The following is a 25839-nucleotide window of genomic DNA, read 5'->3' on the forward strand; positions in this document are numbered from 1 at the left end:
ATACAAAAGTATACTATTATAGTATAACTTTAAACTATGTATAGAATAAAAATAAAATGTAAAATATTTTGTAAATGAATATTTAGTAAATGAATATTTAGTAATATAATAATTCTTACATATTATAGTCAAAAAAATTAATAATATCAAGTGTAAATGTTACAGTATATTTAACAAATATGTGTTTACATATGACATATACTATTGCATAATAATGTTATGAATATATGTATAAGCTGTATTTTTATAATATATTTCGATGCTGAACAGTAATTTATAAAGTTATGCATCAGCATAGATATACATAGAATCAATCTGGAATTATAATATTAAATAATCAGGAGGATATGCTAAATGAGTATGGAAAAAGATAATGAAAACAAGGAAATTAAGGAAGAAAATATCACAGAGATAGCCCCTGAGCAATCTAATGAGGTATCAGAAGTAGAAACAGGAGCTGTAGAAAAAGAGGAAGAAACTAAAGAAGAAATTAAAGTTGAAAAGGAAACAAATTCTGTAAGTGGAAAGGATTCCTTTATAAGCATCGTAATAGATCAGGCTATTTCCTTAGGAATATCTGCAGCAGTATTATTTATTGCGGATTTAATTTTAAGACTTTTTGGACTGTATATTCAAGACAAAGAAGGCATGTTTATTATTCTCTTTGTAGTTGTTAACATAATCTATAACACAATAATGCATAAAGCAAAAGCATCAAGTACTTTTGGAGAAAAACTAGCACATTTAAAAATTACGAAGTAAAATGTAAACAACTTTAAAAAGCAGTATGTAATTTCAGAATGTATAAATATTTTTTATTAAATTTTGAGTCATTAATTTTAGTAAGTAATTTAATAAGCCAGTTCATAAGGTGAATTTTTATCTTAAAAATTTATCTGATGACTAACTGATGTAATACTCCCATTGGACTTAATGGGAGTATCTGCATTACTATTAGAAAGCACTGAAATTTAATAATAGATTACATAGAATTTTACAATGAAATAAAAGTAGAAATAACCTAGGAGAGATCAGGATTGAGAAGACACGAAGAATATGAATTTGATGTAGTAGATGTAGAATTCCCGGGTATGGGTATTGCATACAGTGAAGATAGAAAAATATACATAAAAGGCGCCGTCCCAGGCCAAAAGGTTCTGGGAAAGGTTAAAAAATTAAAAAAAGAATATGGTGAAGCAAAACTTATAAAAGCACTTAATACCATTGAAGGAGAAGTGGAGCCTAAATGTGCCCACTTTGGAGTCTGTGGAGGCTGTACCCACCAATTTATTAATTATGATAAGCAAATAAGCCTAAAAGAAAAACAACTTTTGAAATTATTTAAGGATGCGGAAATAGATGATTTCATCTATGAAGGTATAGGTAGAAGTCCAAAGGAATTTGAATACAGAAATAAAATGGAATTCAGCTTTGGAGATATGGAAAAGGGTGGAGAGATTACTTTAGGCATGCACATGAAAAATAAAGCCTTTGGAATTATAAATGTGCATGAATGCGCTCTTGTTCATAGAGATTTTAGAAGAATTTTAGATACTATTGTAAACTATTTTAGAGATAAAGAGTCAACTTATTATAAAATAATGAAAAGAGAAGGATACCTGAGAAACCTGGTAATCAGAAGGACAGAACACACAGGAGAAATTTTAGTTAATCTGGTAACCACTTCTCAAGGTTCCTTTGATAAAGAAGAAGTGGTTAAATTATTGCTGTCCTTGGATCTGGAAGCTAATATAGTTGGAATTCTTCATACTACTAATGATTCTTTTTCTGATGTGGTAGCAGCAGATAAAATCGATATACTTTACGGAAGAGATTATATAATTGAAGAGGTACTTGGTCTTAAATTCAAAATATCACCACTGTCATTTTTTCAAACTAATACCCTGGGAGCTGAAAAACTCTATAGCATAGTTATGGACTTTGTAGGTGAAGCTGACTCAAAACTAATCTTTGACCTATACTGCGGTACAGGTACCATTGGCCAGATTGCAGCAGCTAAAAATGCAAAAAAAGTTATAGGTATTGAGCTCATAGAAGAAGCAGTAAAAGCTGCCAATGAAAATGCAAAGTTAAATAATTTAGATAACTGCAGCTTCATTGCAGGAGATGTAGCTAAAGTAATACAAGAGCTTCATGATAAACCGGATGTAATAATACTGGATCCACCAAGACCAGGCGTACATCCAAAGGCTTTAGATTACGTAATAAAATTTGATGCCAAGAAAATAGTATATGTTTCTTGTAATCCTAAGACACTAATGGTGGATCTTAGAAAGCTCATAGAGAGCGGATATAAGGTGGAGAGAGTTAAGGGGATGGATATGTTCCCGATGACTGGGCATTTGGAGTGTGTGGTAGGAATACGTCGCAAAGATACCTTATAATCCTTGAATTTACTTACTTTGCAAGCTTTAATAACTTTAATACAAATGGTGATGATTTTAAGAATAAAGAAGTCATTCAGGGTGTTAAGGTTAGAATTGGTATTTAATATGTTGTAAGTGGAGATGTCATTGCAAACTCAATATAAAGAAGTGAGTTAGATTAAATCCTTAGATTAAATGCTATTACAGCAGATAAGTGCTGAAATTTTTAAGAACTATATTGATGATTATAGATACATTTGTAAAAATTATTTTTACAAATGTATCTTTTTTTACACTTATGGCATATAATATAACTACAGGAGGTGTTAAATATGAACGTAACAAGTATTTATAATGAAGACCAATTGAAAGCATTTATTTATGATAATAGATTAAAAATAGGTGAAAATCTTCTTAAGCTTATAAATGATAATGGCCATACAAAATCCTCATTTGCAAAATTGACTGGCATTTCAAGGCCAACCATTGATAAGTTGATAAAGGGTGACATAGATAATAATACAACTTTAAAAACACATGTAGATAAGATTTTAAATACTCTTAATATAAGGTTAGAAGAATTGATAAGTTTCACTAATGAAGAAACAATTAATAGTGAAGTAATGATTGCATCTAATAATGCACCAGATAACCATAAAATAAGTGACAGTGCAAAAAGAATATTCTCAATCATTAATGATATAGTTGATCTTTGCGAAGTTTATTGTGATAAGTAGGTGAGAAAATGTCTAAATATATAACATCCTTTAATTTAGATGAAGTTATAGATGAAAATAAAAAAATAAAAAGTGAAATTGATAACCTAAAAAGCCACTTTTTTATTAATTATAATAAAATAGGAATACTAGGAGCGGATAAGCTTGTCTTTGAAACTTTAAAAAGGAACCATACTTTTTTACAAATTCCTATACCAGACGAATATTATGGTGGAGCTATAATAGTAAGGGGCAATTTAAAAATTTCTTTAATTAATTCAGCTAGACCACGAGTTTATCAATATTTTGTGGCATGGCATGAGATTTATCACTTACTTTATGATACTAATCTAACTAAAGGCGAACATGTTATACAAGCAGAAGAAATGGAGTTAAATGAAAGAAAGGCAGATTATTTTGCAGCCAAAATGCTTTTAGGAGATGTTTATAAATATTATTATTCATTAGAAGATGATGAATTTATAAATAAAATTGCTAGATGTATAGATGTTTTTAAGGCACCATATAAAGCGGTACTAATAGAACTGTATGAAGAGGCAGTGACAATTTATAATGATTTGAAACTAAAAAAATTGATAAAGGACAATTTTGATAAAAAGACGAGTAATTTAATAGAGGTTTTTGAGAAATTAGAATTAGATACTGATTTACTCAAACCTTCTAATATAATAAGCTTTGGAAACCTTGATAGGAAAATAGAGTTACTATCTAAAGAGGAAAATGATGTAGAATACCACAATGATAACATAAAATTTCTTAAACAATTGAGGGATATGATAAAAAAGGAGTTAACCTATGAAGAAGATTAATGGTAAAGAATTAATTTCTCTTATTAAATTAACTTCTAGTAAAAAGATAGGCATTCTTGATAATAACACTATAAATTTCCTTGCCAAAGCTGATAAAATTACATATACTAATGAGAATTTAAGTAAATATGATTTGATTCTGATCCCTAATTGGGTATATGAGGAGGTTAAGGATTCAGAAGAAAGAGTGGATTACTTACAAGGATTGAGAAACAAAAATGTAGATATCCTTGTTATCAATGAGCTTGATTATGAAGAAATATCAATGTGGAAACAGCAGTATGTATATAAATTTTTCTTATATTCATGCTTTAAGATAGGAAGTTTAACAAGTTTTCTTAAAAAGAATGTTGAAAGAAATTTACCTTTAATAGAATTAGAAGATTATGAAGTTTGGCTGAACCTACTTTATAATAATGGCTTTGAAGGTAAGGAGCTTAGAAATGGAAGAATACAAAAGAAAAATGCTGGAGAAATATCTATATGTGTTTTGGCATTTATAATTTCATATATTTATTATAAGCAGCAGCACTCAATAACTATACTGTCCAATGATAGAGATACATATGACTTTATAAATTTTGCTAAAACTAAGTTAGGTAGTGATAATCTTATAAAAGATGCTGCAAGCATACCTATAACCTTTAAATCTAATGATTTTCTTATAAAGGAAATATACTTAAATAATTATTTAAAACAAAGTATCCGATTAGAGGAGTTATTAAAATTAAGAGATGAAAAAAGAATTAAGTATACAAAGAATGCTTTGGATGGATCTATAGAAGAACATGAAGAGGTTTTAAGTAATTTAGAATTCACAAAAATCTTACAAGATAAAAGTTTTAATATAATATTTTAAAATGAAACATGCAAAGTAAAACTTCTGCGTGTTTTTTTAGGAGTTATTTCTGAATATATATATGGGACAGTTTTATAACGTAGCTACAAAAGCAAATGGATGGGATATAATAAATGGCAGAGTAGTTGTTGAGCGGGATAAAAGTGAAAAAACCTTATGGAGGAGAAGATTGATAATTATAGGTTGCAGTTACGAAAGATTTGTTGGTGAGGTATTAATTTGAGGGAAATAATATTAAAAAATTACCTATGTGGTCTGCTAAAGATAGAATAGATACAAATTCAAAAGCTTTTGAAAAAACTTGGAGATATTCTTTAGTTTGTATATTCCATCCTTAACAGATAGAGAAAGAGCAATACTCAAAGATTGCATTATTGAACTATATAATAGCTTTAATATAACTTGGGATACTGATATAAATACATTAAATAATGAGGATTTTCCCATATTCTTAGACCTTTATAATTTAATAGAAAAAAAGCAAATGAAAAAGAAAAAACACGCAAGGAAAGCGAGATAAATATCTATGCTGACCTTGCTTTGCTTTTAAAAGATATTGCTATAGGAAGCGACTCTTTCTTATGGAATGGACACAGCTCCATAAAAACTAATACAAGATGTATATGCCTTGATACACATGATTTGCAAAATACCAATGATAATATTAAAAGAACTCAATATTTCAATATACTTACCTGGTGCTGGCAAGAAATGAGCAAAGACAGAAATGAAAAAGTTTTACTTATATGTGATGAAGCATACCTAATGATTGATACTAATGTACCTCAAAGCTTGGTATTTTTAAGAAATGTAGAAAAGAGAGCAAGAAAATATGAAGCAGGAGTGGCTATTATAAGTCACTCTGTTGTAGATTTCCTTGATCCACAAATAAAAATGTATGGACAGGCACTCTTAGATATACCATGCTTTAAGATTATAATGAGTACAGATGGTCGGAATTTACAGGAGACAAAAGAACTTTATAATCTCACAGACGCAGAAGAAGAACTACTTTCAAGTAAAAAGAGAGGAAATGCTTTGGTTATGATTGGTTCTAAAAGACTTCATGTAGTATTTGAAATACCGGAATATAAATTTGAGTATATGGGGAAAGCTGGGGGAAGGTAAAATGAATTGGGAAATTTATAATTTTATGGCTTTATTTGTGGGGAATGGTGGTATAATTAAGGAGTTATAATGTCTAATAATCGGAAGTTAAAAAATTCCATTGACTTCCTTTGCAAATGAAGGAATTAGTATAAGTCAAAATTTATTTAATGTTCGGTCTCATTTACTGAGAAATTGATAGAGGGTTGCGGTGACGAATATGAAATTTAAAGAGATGATTGTTTCTTATTTGAGGCAGAAATGCTGGTATATAGTACTATTAATATCGAGTACTATATATATTTTATATTACAAAAATGATATTTACCAACTTAAAGAGTTTAACGCCACAAATTTAGTTTTTATTCTATGGCTCATTCTTTTGTTGCTCCCTTTGTTTTCTGAAATGGAGTTCTTTGGTATAAAGCTAAAAAAAGAAGTGGAAAAGGCAAAAAACGAAGTTAAGGAAAATCTAAATGACCTTCGTATGCAAATTATGGACTTAAAAATTTCTAATTCTAATGCGAATACAATAAATTTTGGAAATGGTTTTCTTCCTACAGAACAAAAACTTAAGAAGTTATCTAAGGAATTTATAACCAATTCCAATAACATAGATGATACTTTAAGTGGAGCAAAGTCTACACCGAAAATTGATATATCAACAGAGGCAGGAGGTTTTGAAATTGCAGAAGAATCTATATACTTATTCAAAATTAGGTTAATGATTGAAAAAACTTTGACAGATTTATGTGAAAAAACAGGATATAATGGTCATAAATCGATGATTGAAATGATGAGACATTTGAATAGATGTGAAGTAATAAATGGGAAAACAGTAGACCTAATTAGTCAAATTATAAAAATTGCGACTAGAGGTGTTCATGGGGAAATAGTTAGTAACGAATATATTGACTTTATTAAGCAAGTTTTTCCACAACTTCAAAAACAACTTTATGAAATCAATACTCAATTACATTACTATACTTGCTCAAGGTGCAAGTATTCAGGGTATTCCCGAATCGAAAATGTTTGTCCTATATGTGGATTTACGAGTGATGATGATTGATTAAATTTTAATAATTTAAGCAATATTATACTTGGTATTAGGCTAATAATGGATAGATGGTTTATATGTATATTGAAGTATTTTAGAGGGGGTGTTTATTCATGAATAAAATAACAGATGTTACACGTAGAGATATACTTGATATTATTCGTGTAGGATTTAATGGAACATATAAAGAACGTAAATTAGATTATTATGAGCACGAATATATTGAAGAAGTACCTTGTGAGTATAAAATGTGTTATCATGGTCGCCTAAGTGAGATTGATTTTCTTTCAAGAATATATGATCTAAAATCTATGAAATCAACTGATTCAAGATTTAGAGATGCAGAAAGCGATATTTGGCAACATACTGTAAATAACGATGACTGGGATATGGACTGGGTATTTAGCGATCCAAGATTTAAACTTAATACTGGTTCTGATGATCCATTACTTAAATTTTTATGCGAAATGTTTCATCCCGTTGTAAGAAATGAAACTCAACCTTGGAGAGAATTTTTAAAGATTATAAATGAATTACTAAAGCCTGACGGATATGAATTATATGAAATGAGCCATATTTCTGGACGAGCTGTATATGGCTGGAGGGAAATTGTTGCTAACAGTATTGTAATAGCAGAGCATAATCCTGCTGTGTCATACGAACTTAAACCAATTGGTGAAGGATCTTATGCTAAAGTTTTTAAATATAAAGATAATTATTATAAACGTACTTTCGTTCTTAAACGGGCAAAAAAAGAATTAAACAAAAATGAACTGGAACGATTCAAACGTGAATTTGAGCAAATGAAAGCTCTTGACTCACCATACATAGTTGATGTGTTTCGATATAATGACGAAAGTAATGAATATATCATGGAATATATGGATTGTACATTAGAAAAGTTTATAAGCGAAAACAATGGTAAATTAACTTTTGTTCAAAGAAAGAACATTGCCTCACAGGTGTTAAGAGCCTTCAAATATATTCATTCAAAAGATTTATTACATAGAGATGTTTGTCCCAAAAATGTTTTAGTTAAGCTTTATGATGATGTACGAGTTGTAAAGGTTTCTGATTTTGGATTGGTAAAAATTCCAGATAGTGAATTAACATCTGTTAGCACAGACTATAAAGGATATTTTAACGATCCCGAATTGCGGTTAGAAGGCTTTAATACTTATTGCATTATTCATGAAACATATGCTATTACTCGTCTTGTCGTTTTCATACTGACAGGACGAACAAATACAGGCAAAATTGAAAATACTCAATTAAAAGAATTTGTAGTAAAAGGATTAAATACAGATAAGACAAAGCGTTTTCAAAATATTGATGAGTTAATTGAAACTTTTAACAAAATAAAAGAGTAATATTAATTAATTTTCAAACAATTTTATAAAGTTAATAGGGGAAAATACTATGAAGAATTTTAATGAGGCTATGGAACAATATCACCTAATTGATAGTCTATTAAAGATGAACGATAAGGGATTTTTTGATGAATATTCGGACAATCACTTTTTAATAAAAGCATTAAATGGAGAAATAGACTATTTTAATAAATATAGAAATTTAGTAAAAGGAAGTATATATTTTTCAGATAGTAATATGAATGCAACAAATTTTATATTAAATTTTTCTACAAAATTTAGTTGGTTTTGTGATCATTTTAGTGAAGATGATATAGAGAGATTTGTAAAAGATCAACTCTCAGCAGGTAAGAGTCATTATGAAGATGAACAATTTTTTAGAGCTATAGCAGAAGTAAATGTTGTTAACTTTCTTATGGCATTTGGACCATCACATTTAAAAGAAGCTAAATATGAGCCAAAACTAGGCAAAAATGGTAGCAACCCAGAGGCACGATTAATTTATCAAAATGGAATTACAGTCGATGTAGAAGTAAAAACACCTGGATTTAAGAAGATGATTGCTGGTGATGAAAAAGGCGTATTAATTCCAACACTTCTATTAGATGATAAAGAAAAAAGAACCTTTGAAAAACAGTGTGCTAAAAAGGAAATTAAATTTATACTTCCTAGGGTATCGAAATTAAAAGATTATATAAATAGCGCTGGTAAGAAGTTTGAAATACCTAAAGATAAAAATCATATAAATTTGTTGTTTATTAATTGGACATATACAGATGTTAAGAAAAGGGGTTATATAGAACCATATTCTTTATTGTATAATAACTTAAACGGTTTATTAAAGAATAAAGACGCTGCCTTAAGTATAGGAATAAATGAAGAAGCATTACGTAAAATATCAGCAATTGTTATATATCAAGATAGCTTTGACTCTTTGATATTTGGAGACTTTAGATATATGTGGAATGGCTATAATTTTAGAATGTTACCAAATATATTAATGGATCAAGAACTGATAGATATAGATATAATTAAGGATGTTTTAAGGATGAATCCGCCTAAGAAAAATGACGATATGATGCCATATGCTTTTGTAATTAGCGAACGCTATTTGAGTGATGCCTATGAAGTAACAGAATTTATAAATAGAAGGATTAAGGCTAAAATTAAGAGAGAGGATAATTTTACTTATTTTAATGAGGCATATTATAAGAAAAAAATGAAAGAGGCAAGAAAACGCAAGGCAGCTTATGATGATTTAAAACAAAAAGGATATATACATGATAATAGTTATTATGATAGATAGGGGAATTTATAATGTTTGAAAAAAAGTAAAACTAACACTAAAAAATTATTTTTTCATGTTGTATCTATGCATTTGTACTTAGTACACAGGAAATATTTACAGAAATTGTATTAGAAATAATTTAATACAACTTCCTATTATCCATATAATATAAGTATTTTTGAATAATTTATTTACTCAAAAATAGCATCTGGCAACAGGTGCTATTTTTATTACCTCAAAAATAAAAAAAGGAGGGAAATCTATGCCATTAGCTCCCAAAACAGCAGCAACTCTTGCTAAAATAGCAATACAAGCTGCAAAAGATGATGAAACCAGAAATAAAATAATATTTATTTCATTGGCACCGATTATTTCGGTGCTTTTTATTTTAGCTTTTATAGTGTATGTACTTACTAATCCAATTGAAATGATAGGTACATTTTTTACGGTAAATGAGTTAAATGTAGTAAAAGATTTAAGAAGTCAATATGGGTATGAGCAGCTAATAAACCCTAAGGATAATAGTTATGTAGAAAGTAGCGGTTTGAATTTTTCAGGGATATCTTTTAAGGATGGAGCTACAGAAGTAGTTTATTATAATCAGGCTGATGAAAGATGGAAGGACAAGCCATACGGAAGAACAGGAACCATAGGAAGAAGTGGCTGTGGACCGACGTCACTTTCAATTGTTGTTTCAAGTTTTACAGATAAAAAAGTTGATCCAGTTCAGATGAGTAAATGGGCTTATGAAAATGGATATTACTGCGAAGGCGCTGGTTCATACCATACTTTAATTCCTGATGGCGCTAAACATTTTGGGCTTAAAGTAGAAGGGTGTACATCTAGTGAACCTCAAAGAATAGTTGATGCACTTTCTCAAGGAAAACTTGTAATTGCTATTATGGCAAAAGGTCATTTTACAAGAAATGGCCATTTTATTGTACTTAGGGGAGTAACTTCAGATAAAAAGATTTTAGTAGCTGATCCAGTAAGTAGGACAAGAAGTGAAGAAAAATGGGAATTATCTATTATCTTAGATGAAGCAAACAAAGGTGCAGATGCAGGAGGTCCATTCTGGATAATTAGCAAATAATAAAATAATAGGAGGATGAAGAATTTGAAAAAGAAATTATTAATTGAATTATTCATATATGTAGTCATTGTAATTATAAGTTTTATATTACTATGTACTTATAAACCAAATCAAAAACCTATTGATATACCATCAGATTTTAAAATTGTAAGGAGTGAGGGTAGTGCTTCTATATCTATCAAGCAATGAAAATATAGGCATATTTGATTTTTTATCAAAGGAAAAAGGAATGGTTATAAAAAAGCTGTCAGGTGAATTTTATTTAAAGAAGTTTGTAATACATGATATGAGAAACTTAAGCCATTATTCATATTTTGCCATTGATTTAAAAGCTCTTAAGGATACCGAAAATGAAATAATTGAAGCAGTTATAGCTTTTAAAACTATGTATGATTCAAGGATTATTTTATTTGAAGAAGGTGTAAAAGTAGAAAATGAAATTATGTCAAGATTATTTGATGAAAAAATATATAACATAATAATATCTGAAGAAATACCAGAGATTAAAAATGAAATTTTAAAATGTATAAGTGTTAAAGGAAAAACACAGGAAGATTGGTCAATCTTAAGTGGAATAAATACAAATGTGGAAGAAAACCTAAAAACTCAATATACATTTAATCATAAGAATATAAAAATAGCAGTTGCAGGAGTATCATCGAAGGTTGGTACAACTACAACTGCTTTTAACATGGCAAAATTTCTGCTTGAAATAGGAGCTAAAGTAAGCTATACAGAAGCCAATAGCAATGAGCATCTAAAGGAAATAGCAGCATATTATAAATTCTTAAAGGTTGAAAATTATTATAAATATAACGGTATAGAATATTATCCTAATAAACAATTTCCAGATGATTATAACTTCAATATATTTGATTTAGGGAGTTTAAATTTAGGAACTATAGCAATATTTAAAAGCTGTGATATTAAAATTTTATGCTGTGGAAGTAAGCCTTATGAGTTAAATGATACTCATAAGGCAATTAATTTGCATGATGATATGTATTTAAATACTTTATTTTCTTTTACTGCTGAGACAGAAGAGGTGAAAATAAGAAAGATGTTTGATAAAAGTATAAATAAGATACATTTTCAAGATTACTCACCAAGCTTATTTGATGGGAAAACAAATGAAAAGATTTATAAAGAAATAGTAAAAGATTATATTATTGAAATTTAAATACAGGAGGAACTTTCAATGAAAAAGGGAGAAATATTAGATAAAGTATATAAATCAAATTTACCAAGCAGAGCAAAGCAAATAATGTTTTATCTTATAAATAGAGCTAATACAGAAGGAACTTGTTTTCCTTCTGTAAGAACTATAGCAAAAGATTGTGGGGTATCTGAAAGAACGGTACAAAGAACTATGAAGGTTATTTTTGAAGCAGGATTTGTAATTAAGGAAAATAGATATAGGGATAATGGAGGTCAAAGCTCTAATTTGTATAAACTTCAAATAGAGCTTGAAAATAAAGTTGATAATCAGCCTGTTACTAATAAAAAGAAAACGAAAGAAGAAAAGAATGGTGATACTAAAAGTATTGAAACAGTAACTTTTCATGATTACATAGATGAAAATGAAATAAAAGAAAACTTAAATAGTGAAAAACAAACGGCAGTTAACATTTTAGTTCAGAAAATTGTGCAGGGTGAAAAACTTACTATAAAGACAAAATGCCACCCTATGCAATTTCAACAGAAAGCTAAAAAGCTTAATATTTGTGAAGCAGTAACACAATTAAAAAATCTATGTCACGGGGTGAGTGACAATTTGTATCCTCCATGAACTATACACTATAAGGTTAATAGGGATATTGAAAGTTAAGTATAATTATCAACGAATAACATATATAAGTTATTTTAGGAGTAAATGGTGAAATTTAAAATAACAAGTCTAATTCTCTTGTAATTCTACGTAAGAACGAATAAAATAGAAAGTGGTATAGTCTATGAATTAGATATTAGTGAGGTGCGATATGAAGGGATATATTACAGTTCAAGACGCAGCAGAAAAATGGAATATTACAATAAGAAGAGTACAAGCATTATGTGCAAAAGGCAGAATAGAAGGGGCTACAAAACATGCATCTGTTTGGGCAATTCCTGAAAGTGCAGAAAAGCCATCTGATGCACGTATTGTATCAGGAAAATATAAAAAAGAATAAATACTTAGAAAGTAGGATGAGAATTAGTATATGAATTTTATTGACTTATTTGCAGGAGCAGGAGGACTTTCAGATGGATTTGTTTCAGCAGGCTTTACCCCTATTGCACATATAGAAATGAATGAATATGCATCATTAACATTGAAAACAAGGACTTGCTATTATTATTTAAAAGAACACAGAAGATTGAACGTCTATTATAGATATCTTAGAGGAGAGATTTTTCAAGAGGAACTTTACAATTCAGTACCAAATAATTTGTTATCTACAATTATGAATGAAGAGATATCTGACAAATCCAGTGAGAAAATATTTAACAATATTGACAATATACTTCAATACAGAGGAATTAATAAAGTTGATGTTATAATTGGCGGTCCACCATGTCAGGCTTACTCTCTTGTAGGTAGATCAAGAGATGAAAATAATATGGAGGATGATCCAAGAAATTATTTATACAAACAGTATATTAAATTTTTAAATAAGTATAAACCAGATATGTTTGTGTTTGAAAATGTTCCAGGAATACTTACAGCAAAAGGAGGAAAAACCTTCAAAAATATTATTGCTTTTATGAAAAGAGTCGGATATGAAGTATATGCAAAACCATTAAATGCTAGTGATTTTGGAGTATTACAGAATAGAAAAAGAATTATAATTATCGGATGGAGAAAGGGAAGTGGATTAAAATATCCAGAATTTGAGTCGATTAATGTTAATGCAGTAGTTGATGATATTTTAAGAGATCTAATTCCGCTTAATCCTGGAGAAGAAAATAATGAATATATAAAGCCAATTAACAAATATTTAAAATGGAGTGGTATAAGAAAGAAAAATGATGTTTTAACTCATCATATGTGCAGAACGCATAATGAAAGGGATAGGGAAATATATAGATTAGCTATTAGTGCTTGGAATGATGGACATAGAAGATTAAAATATACTGATCTACCAGAAAAATTGTGCACTCATAAAAATAAAGAGTCTTTTTTAGATAGATTTAAAGTGTTGGCATCTGATATTCCCTGTTCACATACTATGATAGCTCATATTTCAAAAGATGGTCACCATTTTATCCATCCTTATATTGAGCAATGCCGTTCAATATCAGTTAGAGAAGCAGCAAGAATTCAATCCTTTCCTGATAACTATTTTTTTGAAGGTCCTCGAACAGCAAAATTTGTACAAATTGGTAACGCAGTTCCGCCACTGATGGCAAAAGGAATTGCAGAAAAAATTAAAGAAATGTTAGATTGATTACATTGATGGGGGAAGTAGAATTATGGGGAATAATATATTTATACAGCATTATGCAAGTATAAAAAGGCAATTTCTAAAAAATAATCCTTATAGCTGTTTAATAGGTGCTAACATTGATATTAATCCACATCAGGTAGAAGGTTTTTGTGCAGCGGTAGCATCATTGAAAACTGGGGGTATTATACTTGCTGATGAAGTTGGGTTAGGTAAAACCATAGAAGCAGGGCTTGTATTAAAATATGTTATTCAAAATGGTGGGAAACGAATTTTATTAATCATGCCATCAAATCTTAGAAAACAATGGCAAATAGAACTTGAAGAAAAATTTAATATATATTCTATAGTTGTTGATAGTTATAACATAGATGATTATTATGATAAAGTTAATGTGTCTAATGAAGATGTTGCTGTAATAATCTGCTCTTACAACTATGCTTCTAAAAAAGCTGATTTATTAAGTAAAACAGTTTGGGATTTTATTATTTTTGATGAAGCTCATAAATTAAGAAATGTGCATAAATCTGGTATAAAAACAGCGAAAAATATCTATCAACTAACAAAAGGAATTCCTAAAATCCTACTCACAGCAACCCCTATCCAAAATAATTTACTTGATTTATATGGATTAGTTTATTTTATAGATGACAAAATTTTTTTTGATAAACAAATCTATGCAAAAAGATATTTAAAAGACAAAAATTATGAAGCATTAAAAGAACATATAAAACCTGTAATCCAACGTACTTTAAGAAAAGATGTAGCATATTATTTATCTTTCAAAGAAAGAACTTGTATAACTGTAGATTTTAAGTTATCACAATCAGAGGCGATTTTATACAAATTAATTAATGATTATTTAAAGAGAGATATATTATATTCAATACCATCATCAAATAGAACTTTAATAACAGTGGTTATAAGAAAATTACTTGCCTCATCAAGTTATGCGGTTGCCGAAACTTTTGAAGTTCTAAAAGAGAGACTTAAATTATTAAAAGAAAGCACCAGAATTGAGAATGTTGATAAAGGACTTGATTACTTCTTTTCATATTTAGATGATGACAGTGATGAGGAGGAAGAAGCTAAATTCAGTGAACTTTATGATAAAGAAAAAGTAAATGAATTCATTCAACATGAGATAGAAATTGTGGAAAACATAATTAGATTAGCTAAAAGTATAGATAAGAATGCAAAAGCATCGGCTCTTTTTGAAGCTTTATCAATTGCCTTTATAAGACAGAAGGAATTTGGAATAAATGAAAAAGTTGTAATATTTACGGAGTCTGTTAGAACACAAGAATATCTCTTTAATGAGCTTATTAGAAATGGATATGAGAATGAAGTGCTCATTTTTAATGGGAGTAATTCAGATAAACAGACAGGTGATCTTTATAAGGCTTGGAAAGCTAAGAATTTTGGTAAGGTGTTTGGCAGTCGCAATGTTGAAGTAAAACATGCAATAGTAGATTATTTTAAAACTAATTGTAAAATACTTTTGCTTACTGATGCAGGCTCTGAAGGTTTAAATCTTCAATTTTGCAACACTGTTATAAACTATGATTTGCCTTGGAATCCTCAAAAAATAGAGCAGCGTATAGGTAGATGTCATAGATATGGACAAAAAAATGATACGGTTGTAATTAATCTGTTGAATACTGAAAATTTAGCAGATAGGAGAGTTTATGAAATTTTATCTCAAAAATTTATGCTGTTTGAAGGTGTATTTGGTGCATCGGACCAAGCACTTGGTTTGTTAGAATCAGGTATGGATTTTGAGAAAAGGATACTACAAATATACCAAAGCTGTGATAGTATTGGTGAATTTAATAAAGAGTTTAAATCTCTTGAGAAAGAATTTGACAGGAAGAGAAATACTAAATTCAAACAATTGAGATCATTGCTTGCTGACAATGATGAAAATATAAAAAGTAAATACTTTAAAGAAATTATATCGGAAATAACAGACTATTTAGATGAAAATGAAGATTTGCAAAATATTGATATGCCTGATATGAAAATGGATTTACCTGCGGCTTTCAAATTGGAAAGCTATGGTTTAAATAAGTACAATTTAAATCATGGATATATTTTTATTGGAGGATTTTACAATAATGATAAACTTATATACCCAGTATTGAATATGTTTGATGAAAATAAAAATAAAATTTATTTAGATCAAGAAACCATTATTAGTATAATTAAAAATATAAATGACAATACAGTTACTAAAATAAATATCAAGGAAAATGAAGTTGAAAAGTGTGCAGATGATATATATAGTGACTTAATGCTAAAATATTATTCTCAAAATAAAAATATTATCGAATACACCAATTCCAAGATAAGTAATTGGTGTGAAATTAGAAAAGAGCAATTTAATATGGGAATAGAAACCATTACATCTGAAATAGAGGAAATGAAGTCACAATGTGCAGCTACTAAAAATTTCAAAGAAAAAGTAGATTATAAAAGACAAGCAGAAGAAAGAGAAAAAGAACGGAATAATATTATAATTAAATATCATGAAGCTATAGAGGCAATTGAGAATGAAGCAGATAAGATTAAACAAGATTTTAAGAAACAATTTGATATAAATCCTTTTTTAATAGCTAGATTAATACTAAAGTTTTGATTGGAGGAGTAATAATGCTAAAGCAAGGAAAACTAGAGCTTACTTGGGTAGGTAAATATGAAGAAAAAATGATTGAACCAAGAATATTAATAGAGGATAAATCAAAGTCCTATGGTGATTCAGATACAGAAAACATGCTCATACATGGAGATAACCTTATTGCATTAAAGGCGTTAGAACAGGACTTTAGAGGAAAAATTAAATGTATTTATATAGATCCTCCATATAATACGGGGAATGCCTTTGAACATTATGAAGATGGTATTGAGCATTCTATCTGGCTTTCACTCATGAAAACTAGATTAGAAATTTTATGGAATTTACTCGATCCTGATTATGGTTCTTTATGGGTTTCGATTGATGATTATGAAATGCCATATTTAAGAGTTTTACTAGATGAGCTATGTGGTAGATGTAATTTTGTTGCATGCAATGTTTGGTAAAAAAGATATTCTCGTGAAAATAGGGAGGCTATTGGTGACGTACATGAGTATGTAATTATTTATGCAAAGAATCCTAAAGAATTTAAACGAATAAGAAATCTTACTCCACCAGATGAAAAGCAAAAGAAAGTATATAGAAATCCCAATAATGATCCAAAAGGTCCTTGGAGACCAGTTCCAATGACTGCTCAAGAAGGTCATGCAACAAAAGAGCAGTATTATGAAATTGTAACACCATCAGGTAAAGTTCATACTCCACCTAAAGGAAGATGTTGGGGGATTAGCAAGTCAACATATGAGAGATTACTTAGCGAAGGAAAAATATATTTTGGAAAAAATGGAGATGCTCAACCTAATACTATTAGGTATTTATCTGAAATTGAGGGATTTGTTCCTTGGACATGGTGGCCTAACGAGGAAGTTGGTCACACTGATGAAGCTAAAAAAGAAATTCATGCATTGTTTGGTAAAAATAATGCATTTGATACTCCTAAACCAGAAAGGTTAATTAATAGAATTCTTCACATAGCTACTAATCCAGGTGATATAGTACTAGACTCTTTTGGTGGTTCAGGTACAACTGCGGCAGTAGCACATAAAATGGGAAGAAAATATATCTGCATTGAATTGGAAGAACAATGCTATACATTATGCATTCCAAGACTCAAAGCAGTAGTTGATGGAGAACAAGGTGGTATATCAACTACTGTTAATTGGCAAGGTGGTGGAGGTTTTAAGTTTTATGAACTTGCAGAACCACTACTTATTAAAAATTCTAAGTTACCTATTTGTACAATTAATCCATCCTATACCTTTGATATGATGGCAGAAGCTATTTGTAAAATAGAAGGTTTTAAGTATAATCCTGTTGGAAATTTCCATGGAAAGTCCTCTGAAAATAGGTTTATTCATATTACAAAAGAATTTGTTAATAGTAAATATGTATTTTCTCTTATTAATGAATTAGAAAATAAAGAATCTCTATTAATATATTGTACTAAAATGCAATCAGATATTGTACTACCAGATAATGTTGAAATTAAGAAAATACCAAAAGACCTTTTAAGTAAGTGTTCCTTTGAAAGTGAGGAAATATAAAATGAGTATTGTTGATAAGCTAAATTGGGCAATGAGTCTTAGAGAACCTCAATTTGAGGCTCTGAAAACTTTAGATGATATATGTTCAAAAATTGAGTATAAAACTTATACTAAGGAGCAAACAGAAGAAATAGCCTCAGAAAATTGTCAAACAAAATCTAACATTAAAGTAGATGATAATCTTAATTTTCCTTCTTTCTGTTTTGAAATGACAACTGGTATTGGTAAGACGAGGCTAATGGGTGCTTCTATATATTATTTATATAAAACAAAAGGATATAGACACTTTTTTATATTAGCTCCTGGAAATACAATATATGATAAATTGCGTAAAGAGGTAGTGCCACATCATCCTAAATATATGTTTAAAGGATTAGAATCGGAAATGGGAAGACCTAAGGTGTATGATGGTGAAAATTATCTTTCTTACCCTGTGAAATATGTTCAGGGAGAAATAGCAACTGATAAATCCTCTGAGATTCAATTATTTATTTTTAATATAGGAAAGATATTCAATAGAGGGGATGTTCAGTTCAAATTTCATGAATTTCAAGAGGCTCTTGGTAAATCTTTTGCTGAAGTACTTGCTAGTTTTGACGATTTGGTAATATGTATGGACGAAGCTCATAGATATTATGCTCCTGCATCTATGAAGGCTATAGATTATTTAAAACCAATATTAGGTTTAGAGTTTACAGCTACTCCAAAACCAACAAATAAAAATATTATATATAGCTATGGCTTAGCGGAAGGAGCAGGAAAATTTCTTAAAATACCTGTAGTTATGGGAAGAACAAATACTGCAGGGTTTACAGAAAAAGATATTGAAGAAATGAAAATAAAAGATGGTATTAAGCTTCATGAACATCGTAAGGCAGTAGTTTATAAATATTGCAGTGAAAATGGGTTACCTAAAGTAAAACCAATAATATTGATATCATGTAAGGATACCAACCATGCTATGGAGATTAGGCAGATAATAGATTCAGATTCCTTCTTTGATGGAAAGTATAAAGGCAAAGTTATAGAAATACATTCTAAAACAGGCAGTGTAGAAACAGAGGATAATATTAAAAAATTATTAACTATAGAAGAAAACACAAATCCAATAGAAATAGTTCTCCATGTGTACAAGCTAAAAGAAGGTTGGGGCGTTAATAATCTATTTACCATCATTCCTCTTAATGCTGCTAAAAGTGAGATACTCGCATTGCAGACTATAGGAAGGGGATTACGTTTACCGTTTGGAAAAATAACTGGACAAGAAGAATTAGACACATTAGATATAGTAGCTCACGATCATTATAGAGAATTAGTTGATGAAATAAAAGCAAATCCTGTATTTAAGAGACGTAATCTTGATGAGGAAGAAATAGAACCAACTGAATCAGTAGATGTAGAACCAGAGCTTAACAATGTACAATTAGAATTGTTTGAAAAGGCAATAAATTATACTGATATGAAGTCATTTCAGGATATAAGTAATATTAGAATACAGGAACAATTGTATAAAGGTTATTTGAAAACTTATGCAAAAGAAGTAAAGTCAAAAGATAATTCTGATATTCAACAAATGTCATTATTTGAACTGGAAAAGACTGTTGAAGAAATAATAGATGAAAATTCAAAAGAAGCTGGCGAACAACTTTCGAAAATACCTGTTAAAGGAAATAAAAGTAAAACACCAGTGCTTAAAAAAGAAGAATTTATAGAAAAGATAAATAAATTAAAGCAATTCGCTATTTCTGTACCTAAAATAAGTATAGGATATAGTTCAACAGTAAAGTTTAAATCAATAACTATTAAAAAGAGTATAAATGATTTTGTACTAGAGCCATCCTATATTGAGCGGTATGATGTTATAAATAATAAATTGCTTGAAACACTTGAAGCAGTAGCATTAGAAATTGATGATCCAGTAAATGAACTTGCGTGTATGCTTCTTGAAAGCGTACCAGAATTTAGTGCCGATGACGCTGATTACATATTAAATGTTGTAGAACAATATCTTAAGCTTATGGATGGTTCATATGAAGATAAGAAAAAAATAGTTAGAAGATATGCTATATCAATAATTAATGATATTAAGAAACAAATTTATGCAGCAAAAGAGGAGCATAATGAGTTTATATATAGAATAGAAAAAGACTTGATTTTATTTAAATCCTTTGTAAAAAATATAAAGCCGGGAGGTACTGTTGATTTCCATAAAGAAATAAAAGACAAGAAAAATATTAGACAGTACTTATATACAGGATATAAAAAGTCTTATTATCCTGAATATGGTTTTGATAGTGATGATGAAAGAAGATTTTCAGTTATATTAGAAGAAGATAAGGATGTATTAAGATGGATTAAATCACCACTAAATCAAATGGGATTATTCTATAAAGCAGGAAAACAATACAATCCTGATTTTATAGTAGAAACATCTGATTTTAAATATTTAGTTGAGATTAAAGCTAAAAATGAAACTGACGATAAAGATGTTCTTGATAAAGCAAAAGCAGCAATAAAGTGGTGTGAGTGTGCAACGGAAGTTGATGCAGACAATAAGAAATGGGAATATAGACTTGTTACAGGGGACAATGTAATTATAGGAAATTCTTTTAAATATACAGCTAGTATGACTGTAAACTTGGAGGGGATTGAGAATGAGTGATAAAGCTTATAGTGCTGTTAGGAATAAGATACTTGAAGCTCTAAGAATTGATTTAATGGGTCCTTTAGAGGAAAAGGAAAAATTAGATGAGTCACCTTTAAGTAGCTATATAACAGGAATGTTATATCCTCATAAAACTTCTATTTCTCCGGATGTAGAATATGAAAATGAAGATTTTACTTCAATAAGGGATGAAGATTGTGGAGAGGAAGAGGAGGATGAAGTTGAAGAAATAATAGGTACAAAATTCAAACTTCAATCATCCATGGGTATAAGGTTCTATGTTAATAATAATATTCAAAAGCTAAAGGTTAAGGTTAAGTGGGGACAATACTATAAAGATAAATTAAAACCAGAAAATGATAATAATGATGAGAAGAAAAAAAAATCTGGGAGAACTGTTTTTATTCGTGTTCCAAAAGAAGAAGAAATAATTCTTGATTTAGCAAGTACAAACAAGAATACAGAATTATTACTAAAACAAGATCCATCAATTAAAATTAAATCATCTCAAATACTGCTTAAAAGTGGAGCTAAATTGGTAGCTGTTTATTTAAGTAATTGCAGAGAAACTTCAGATGATAGAGATTTTGAAAATGTAATGTTTCAGGCTGAACTTATAGTTAAAGGATTTAATAATGAACCAGTTTTTGAACCAGAGCATCTTTGTCGTGATATTGAAATAGAGGATGAATTTTATTATGAAAAAAGACCAATCTATGCACGTGGCAATGGATGTGCTACAGATTGGGTCAAATCAGATGGAGAAAAAGCTGAGGAAGTTAGAACTATATTTATACCTGAACATGAAATTAGTTCAGTTAGTCCAAATCTTAAAGGATTTTCAGAAGATTATTTTTCTATGCAATTTATGTGCAAATCTTCAAATAGAGCAGAAATAATTTGCAGATTAAAAGCATTGAATGATGAATATTTTAAATGGATCGATAATTTAAAAAAGAATATTAAAATGCAAAATGATGATTTTAAAGATAGAGGCAATAAGATAATAAATAAATGCTTTGAAGCCCATAAAAGAATTTCTTTGGGAATAGAACAAATTGAAAAGAATGATTATGCTTTTAAAGCTTTTTGTTTTATGAATCAATCTATGTATTTACAAAGAGGAATGAGCGAATTCTCTAAAAAATATGGTAGTGGTATAAAATGTAGTTTTAGGGATGAAGAGTTTTGTAAAAAAGACCATAGTAAGTGGAGACCATTTCAAATAGCATTTATATTGCTTAATCTTACAGGTTGCCTAGATCCATTAAATAATGAACGTAAAAATGTAGATTTGCTTTATTTCCCAACTGGCGGAGGAAAAACTGAAGCATATTTAGGACTAATTGCTTTTGTAATTGGATATAGGAGGTTAACGGCTCATCTTGAAAAAGAATATGAAAAAGATGGTGGAGTCACGGTTATTTTAAGATATACCTTAAGACTTCTTACAACACAACAGCGTGATAGATTAACTAAAATGATATGTGCAGCAGAAATAATTAGGGGCAAGCATGAAGCAGACTATGGTAAAACACCAATTTCAATAGGGTTTTGGGTTGGTGGAGGGGTAACACCTAATAGTTTCAATGAATTTAAGGATAATAAAGATGATCCAACTGCAAGTAATAAAGCTAAAAACAAACTTACAAAACAAATAATTACTTGTCCTTTCTGCGGAAGTCCGATAAATAAAGAGGATTATGATATTGACACTGAAAAAGGAGAAGTTAATATTTATTGTCATGATTCCAATTGCTATTTCTATAAATTTAAAGGAAAATCTATACCTGTTTATGTTGTAGATGAGGAAATATACAGAAAATGTCCAACGGTTATTATTTCTACAGTAGACAAGTTTGCAAGGCTTCCTTGGGATGAAAAAACCGGGTTGATTTTCGGAAGAGCAGATAGGTATTGTGAGAGACATGGATATATAGCATGTGGAGAAAAGCACACTAACCGTCATAATAAAAAAGGAAACTTGAGTGCAGCAAAGATTATTGAAACAAGACAATTTTATCCACCAGAACTTATTGTTCAGGATGAATTGCATCTGATAACTGGACCATTGGGCACAATATATGGTGGATATGAGACTGTTATTGAGGAAATGTGTTCCTTTACTAGAAATGGACATAAAATATTACCCAAATATATTGTTTCGACAGCAACAATAAAAAATGCAAATGAACAGATAAAATGCTTGTATGGTAGAGTTGAATTTACTCAATTTCCTCCAAGTGGATTTGATATAGGAGATAGCTATTTTATTAAAGAAATTAGCTTAGATGAAAAGCCATTTAGAAAGTATTGTGCAGTGTGTGCTAGTGGGCAATCAATGAAAACTACTGTATTACGTATATATGCAGTACTGCTCCAGTCAGTTTTAGAATTATCAAGGCAGGAAGAATATATTGATTTAATAGATCCTTATTATACTTTAATTGGCTATTTTAATAGTATAAGAGAGTTGGGTGGTACAGTAAGGTTATTACAAGATGACATACCAAAGAGAATAAAAAGAATAAAGAAAAGATATGGATACTCACAGGAAAGATTTTTAAAGAGAACAAGAGAAATAACATCTCGTATTTCATCTTATAAGATTGCTGAATTATTGGAACAATTAACCCTTTCTCATGATGATGAAGAGTGCTTAGATGTTGCTATAGCTACAAATATGATTGCTGTTGGTATGGATGTCGATAGATTAGGATTAATGACAGTAATGGGACAACCTAAGCAAAATTCTGAATATATTCAGGCTACAAGCCGCATAGGTAGAAAATTTCCAGGACTTGTAGTAACTATATATAATCCATATAGACCAAGAGATTTATCACATTATGAAAACTTTAAAGGCTTTCATTCACATATGTATAGATATGTAGAAGGAACAACGGCTACACCATTTTCAGCTCGTGCAAGAGATAGAGTTTTACATGCAATAATTGTAGCTTTATTAAGATTGAAAAATGAAAAAATGGCAAACAATAATGGAGCAAACAATATATGTAATATTGAGAATGAAATAATTGAAGAAGCAAAAAAAGTTATAGTAGATAGAATATCTATTATATCACCAAAGGCAAAAGATGATAGTTCAAGTGAGATAGAACAATTCATTGAAGATTGGAAATGCTTAACAAGTGAAGAGAAAGAACTGCTCTATTACATAAAGTATACTGAGAAATATAATAGATTACTTAATTATTATAATGAGTATTGTACACCAAAAGAAAAACCTACTCTTAATTCAATGAGAGAAGTCGAAAGTTCATCATCACTATATTATTTTACTGAGGAGGCAAAAAAGCATGAAAATAAATAAACTTGGAGAGTTAAGACCTAATCAATTAATAACAACTTTTGGTCCAGGCTCCATACTAGATGCTCTCAATGACTCAGTAACGGTTTTAGATATTAATTATTGGACATCTTATGGCAAAACTATATATGATTCAAGATTAGCTTCTTATTTAGGGGTGGACTGCTTTAAAACACCTAAGGCTTCATTTATTGGAGATATTCCTGTAGTAGCGTTTCCAAGTTATCATGTTTGTTCAAATAGTAAATGTAATAATTTATTTGATATAGCAGAAAATTTTAATTTGGATAAATATATTGAAAATGGTCCGGTTTGTCCTTTGTGCAGTTTTAAAGCTTATCCTGCTAGGTTTATTACTGCATGTACAGATGGACATCTTGATGATTTCCCTTGGAGATGGTGGGTTCATAGAGGAGAAACAACATGTAAGAAAAGTATGAAATTAATTTCTACAGGAAATACTTCATCACTAGCTGATTTGATTGTTCAATGTGAATGTGGAGCTTCAAGAAATATGAGTGGGGCAACCCAACAAGACAATTTTGTTGGGTTAAAGTGTAGTGGAAGACATCCACACAATCCACAGATAATAAAAAATACAAAAGGGGTTTATTCTAATTGTAATAAGAAGGTTATACCTTCACAGCGTGGAGCATCAAATGTATATTTTTCAGTAATTAGAAGTGCAATATCAATTCCACCTTGGATAAATCCATTGTATGCATTAGTTGATGAACATTACAGAGATATCCTCAATTATAGAGGAGACTTTGGGGAAATGGGCGTAACAAAAATTTATGAAAAATATTTTAAAGATGTATGTTCAAGAGAAGAATTTAATGCTGCAGCTAAAAAAAGGGATGAGAAAATAAAGGAATTTACTGAAATAAAAGAAATGGAATATGCTGCTATTACTCATCACGTTGATATGGTATATCAGACAAATGTAAAATACTTTAAAGCAGAAGAGGAAAAAGTTCCTAATTACCTCTCAAAATATTTTTCAAGAATTATTAAAATTCATAGATTAAGAGAAGTGATGGTATTACTTGGATTTATGAGGATGGAAGCTCCAGAACCAGAAGTTGATGATCCTAAAAATATTGTGCCACTTACAAAAAGCAAAATAGAACCTTGGCTCCCAGCAGTAGAAATCAATGGCGAGGGAATTTTTATTGAATTTAATAAAGATACAATTAAAAAGTGGAAGCAAAATTTAAAAACTCAAAAACTTTCAGAAATGTATAAAGATTATTATAATGAATTTTGCCAATCAAGAGGATGGACAAAGTTTAAAGAAAGAAATGCTGAATATGTACTTTTACATACCTTTGCTCATTTAATGATTAAAGAAATGGCTATGTTATGTGGGTATTCATCATCAGCTATTAAAGAAAGAATATATAGTAGTGAGAATATGTGTGGAATTTTATTGTATACAGGTAGTGCTGACAAAGAGGGTTCTTTAGGTGGTTTAGTTGAAATGGGTGAAATAAGTAACTTTAATAAATTATTAAAATAGTCATTGGAAAATG

General features: G+C 29.5%; 19 protein-coding genes and 2 pseudogenes. All 21 read left to right on the forward strand.

Going from position 1 to position 25839, the window contains the following annotated elements; genetic code table 11:
* Nucleotides 1-354 precede the first annotated feature (354 nt).
* The 21 genes and pseudogenes from CLOPA_RS10540 (at nucleotide 355) to drmB (ending at nucleotide 25826) form a co-directional block, all read left to right on the forward strand.
* Complete coding sequence (locus tag CLOPA_RS10540) at nucleotides 355-762, forward strand: hypothetical protein (RefSeq protein ID WP_015615413.1); 408 nt, start codon at nucleotides 355-357, stop codon at nucleotides 760-762.
* A gap of 275 nt (nucleotides 763-1037) precedes the next feature.
* On the forward strand, nucleotides 1038-2405 hold the full coding sequence (gene rlmD, locus CLOPA_RS10545) for a 23S rRNA (uracil(1939)-C(5))-methyltransferase RlmD (RefSeq protein ID WP_015615414.1): 1368 nt from the start codon (nucleotides 1038-1040) through the stop codon (nucleotides 2403-2405).
* 314 nt (nucleotides 2406-2719) lie between these two features.
* Nucleotides 2720-3124, forward strand: coding sequence for a helix-turn-helix domain-containing protein (locus CLOPA_RS10550; protein ID WP_015615415.1), 405 nt, complete (start codon nucleotides 2720-2722; stop codon nucleotides 3122-3124).
* Between the two features lie 8 nt (nucleotides 3125-3132).
* Nucleotides 3133-3933 (forward strand): ImmA/IrrE family metallo-endopeptidase, encoded by an 801-nt coding sequence (locus tag CLOPA_RS10555; RefSeq protein ID WP_015615416.1) that lies wholly within the window; start codon nucleotides 3133-3135, stop codon nucleotides 3931-3933.
* A complete protein-coding gene (locus CLOPA_RS10560) occupies nucleotides 3920-4792 on the forward strand; it encodes a hypothetical protein (protein ID WP_015615417.1) in 873 nt (290 codons plus the stop codon). Before CLOPA_RS10555 ends, CLOPA_RS10560 begins: the two co-directional genes overlap by 14 nt.
* Nucleotides 4793-4853: 61 nt before the next feature.
* Complete coding sequence (locus tag CLOPA_RS25020; protein ID WP_155241900.1) at nucleotides 4854-5015, forward strand: hypothetical protein; 162 nt, start codon at nucleotides 4854-4856, stop codon at nucleotides 5013-5015.
* A 72-nt stretch (nucleotides 5016-5087) separates the two neighbouring features.
* A pseudogene (locus CLOPA_RS10565) lies at nucleotides 5088-5920 on the forward strand (VirB4 family type IV secretion system protein); the annotation flags it as partial.
* Between the two features lie 385 nt (nucleotides 5921-6305).
* Nucleotides 6306-6968, forward strand: a complete 663-nt coding sequence (locus tag CLOPA_RS10570) for a hypothetical protein (protein ID WP_242834292.1) — start codon at nucleotides 6306-6308, stop codon at nucleotides 6966-6968.
* 101 nt (nucleotides 6969-7069) lie between these two features.
* Nucleotides 7070-8326 carry a protein kinase domain-containing protein gene (locus tag CLOPA_RS26100; protein WP_015615419.1) on the forward strand — a complete coding sequence of 419 codons (1257 nt, stop codon included), beginning with the start codon at nucleotides 7070-7072 and terminating at the stop codon, nucleotides 8324-8326.
* A gap of 49 nt (nucleotides 8327-8375) precedes the next feature.
* Nucleotides 8376-9632: a hypothetical protein gene (locus CLOPA_RS10580; protein ID WP_015615420.1), complete on the forward strand. Its 1257-nt coding sequence runs from the start codon at nucleotides 8376-8378 to the stop codon at nucleotides 9630-9632.
* 244 nt (nucleotides 9633-9876) lie between these two features.
* Nucleotides 9877-10707, forward strand: a complete 831-nt coding sequence (locus CLOPA_RS10585) for a C39 family peptidase (RefSeq protein ID WP_015615421.1) — start codon at nucleotides 9877-9879, stop codon at nucleotides 10705-10707.
* Nucleotides 10708-10731: 24 nt separating this feature from the next.
* Nucleotides 10732-10896, forward strand: coding sequence for a hypothetical protein (locus tag CLOPA_RS25585; RefSeq protein WP_015615422.1), 165 nt, complete (start codon nucleotides 10732-10734; stop codon nucleotides 10894-10896).
* Nucleotides 10871-11887, forward strand: a complete 1017-nt coding sequence (locus CLOPA_RS10590) for a hypothetical protein (protein WP_015615423.1) — start codon at nucleotides 10871-10873, stop codon at nucleotides 11885-11887. Before CLOPA_RS25585 ends, CLOPA_RS10590 begins: the two co-directional genes overlap by 26 nt.
* Before the next feature lie 18 nt (nucleotides 11888-11905).
* On the forward strand, nucleotides 11906-12496 hold the full coding sequence (locus CLOPA_RS10595; protein WP_015615424.1) for a helix-turn-helix domain-containing protein: 591 nt from the start codon (nucleotides 11906-11908) through the stop codon (nucleotides 12494-12496).
* A 190-nt stretch (nucleotides 12497-12686) separates the two neighbouring features.
* Nucleotides 12687-12875: a DNA-binding protein gene (locus tag CLOPA_RS10600; RefSeq protein ID WP_015615425.1), complete on the forward strand. Its 189-nt coding sequence runs from the start codon at nucleotides 12687-12689 to the stop codon at nucleotides 12873-12875.
* A gap of 30 nt (nucleotides 12876-12905) precedes the next feature.
* Nucleotides 12906-14132 (forward strand): DNA cytosine methyltransferase, encoded by a 1227-nt coding sequence (locus tag CLOPA_RS10605; protein WP_015615426.1) that lies wholly within the window; start codon nucleotides 12906-12908, stop codon nucleotides 14130-14132.
* Nucleotides 14133-14157: 25 nt separating this feature from the next.
* On the forward strand, nucleotides 14158-16767 hold the full coding sequence (gene drmD / locus CLOPA_RS10610) for a DISARM system SNF2-like helicase DrmD (RefSeq protein WP_015615427.1): 2610 nt from the start codon (nucleotides 14158-14160) through the stop codon (nucleotides 16765-16767).
* Between the two features lie 134 nt (nucleotides 16768-16901).
* A pseudogene (locus tag CLOPA_RS10615) lies at nucleotides 16902-18308 on the forward strand (site-specific DNA-methyltransferase).
* Nucleotide 18309: 1 nt separating this feature from the next.
* A complete protein-coding gene (locus CLOPA_RS10620; RefSeq protein ID WP_015615428.1) occupies nucleotides 18310-20970 on the forward strand; it encodes a DEAD/DEAH box helicase in 2661 nt (886 codons plus the stop codon).
* Entirely contained in the window at nucleotides 20963-24307 is a 3345-nt protein-coding gene (gene drmA, locus CLOPA_RS10625) for a DISARM system helicase DrmA (RefSeq protein WP_015615429.1), read from the forward strand. Before CLOPA_RS10620 ends, drmA begins: the two co-directional genes overlap by 8 nt.
* Nucleotides 24294-25826 carry a DUF1998 domain-containing protein gene (gene drmB, locus CLOPA_RS10630; RefSeq protein ID WP_242834293.1) on the forward strand — a complete coding sequence of 511 codons (1533 nt, stop codon included), beginning with the start codon at nucleotides 24294-24296 and terminating at the stop codon, nucleotides 25824-25826. Before drmA ends, drmB begins: the two co-directional genes overlap by 14 nt.
* Nucleotides 25827-25839: the final 13 nt, after the last annotated feature.

This window comes from Clostridium pasteurianum BC1 (genome assembly GCF_000389635.1).
Classification (GTDB): domain Bacteria; phylum Bacillota; class Clostridia; order Clostridiales; family Clostridiaceae; genus Clostridium_I; species Clostridium_I pasteurianum_A.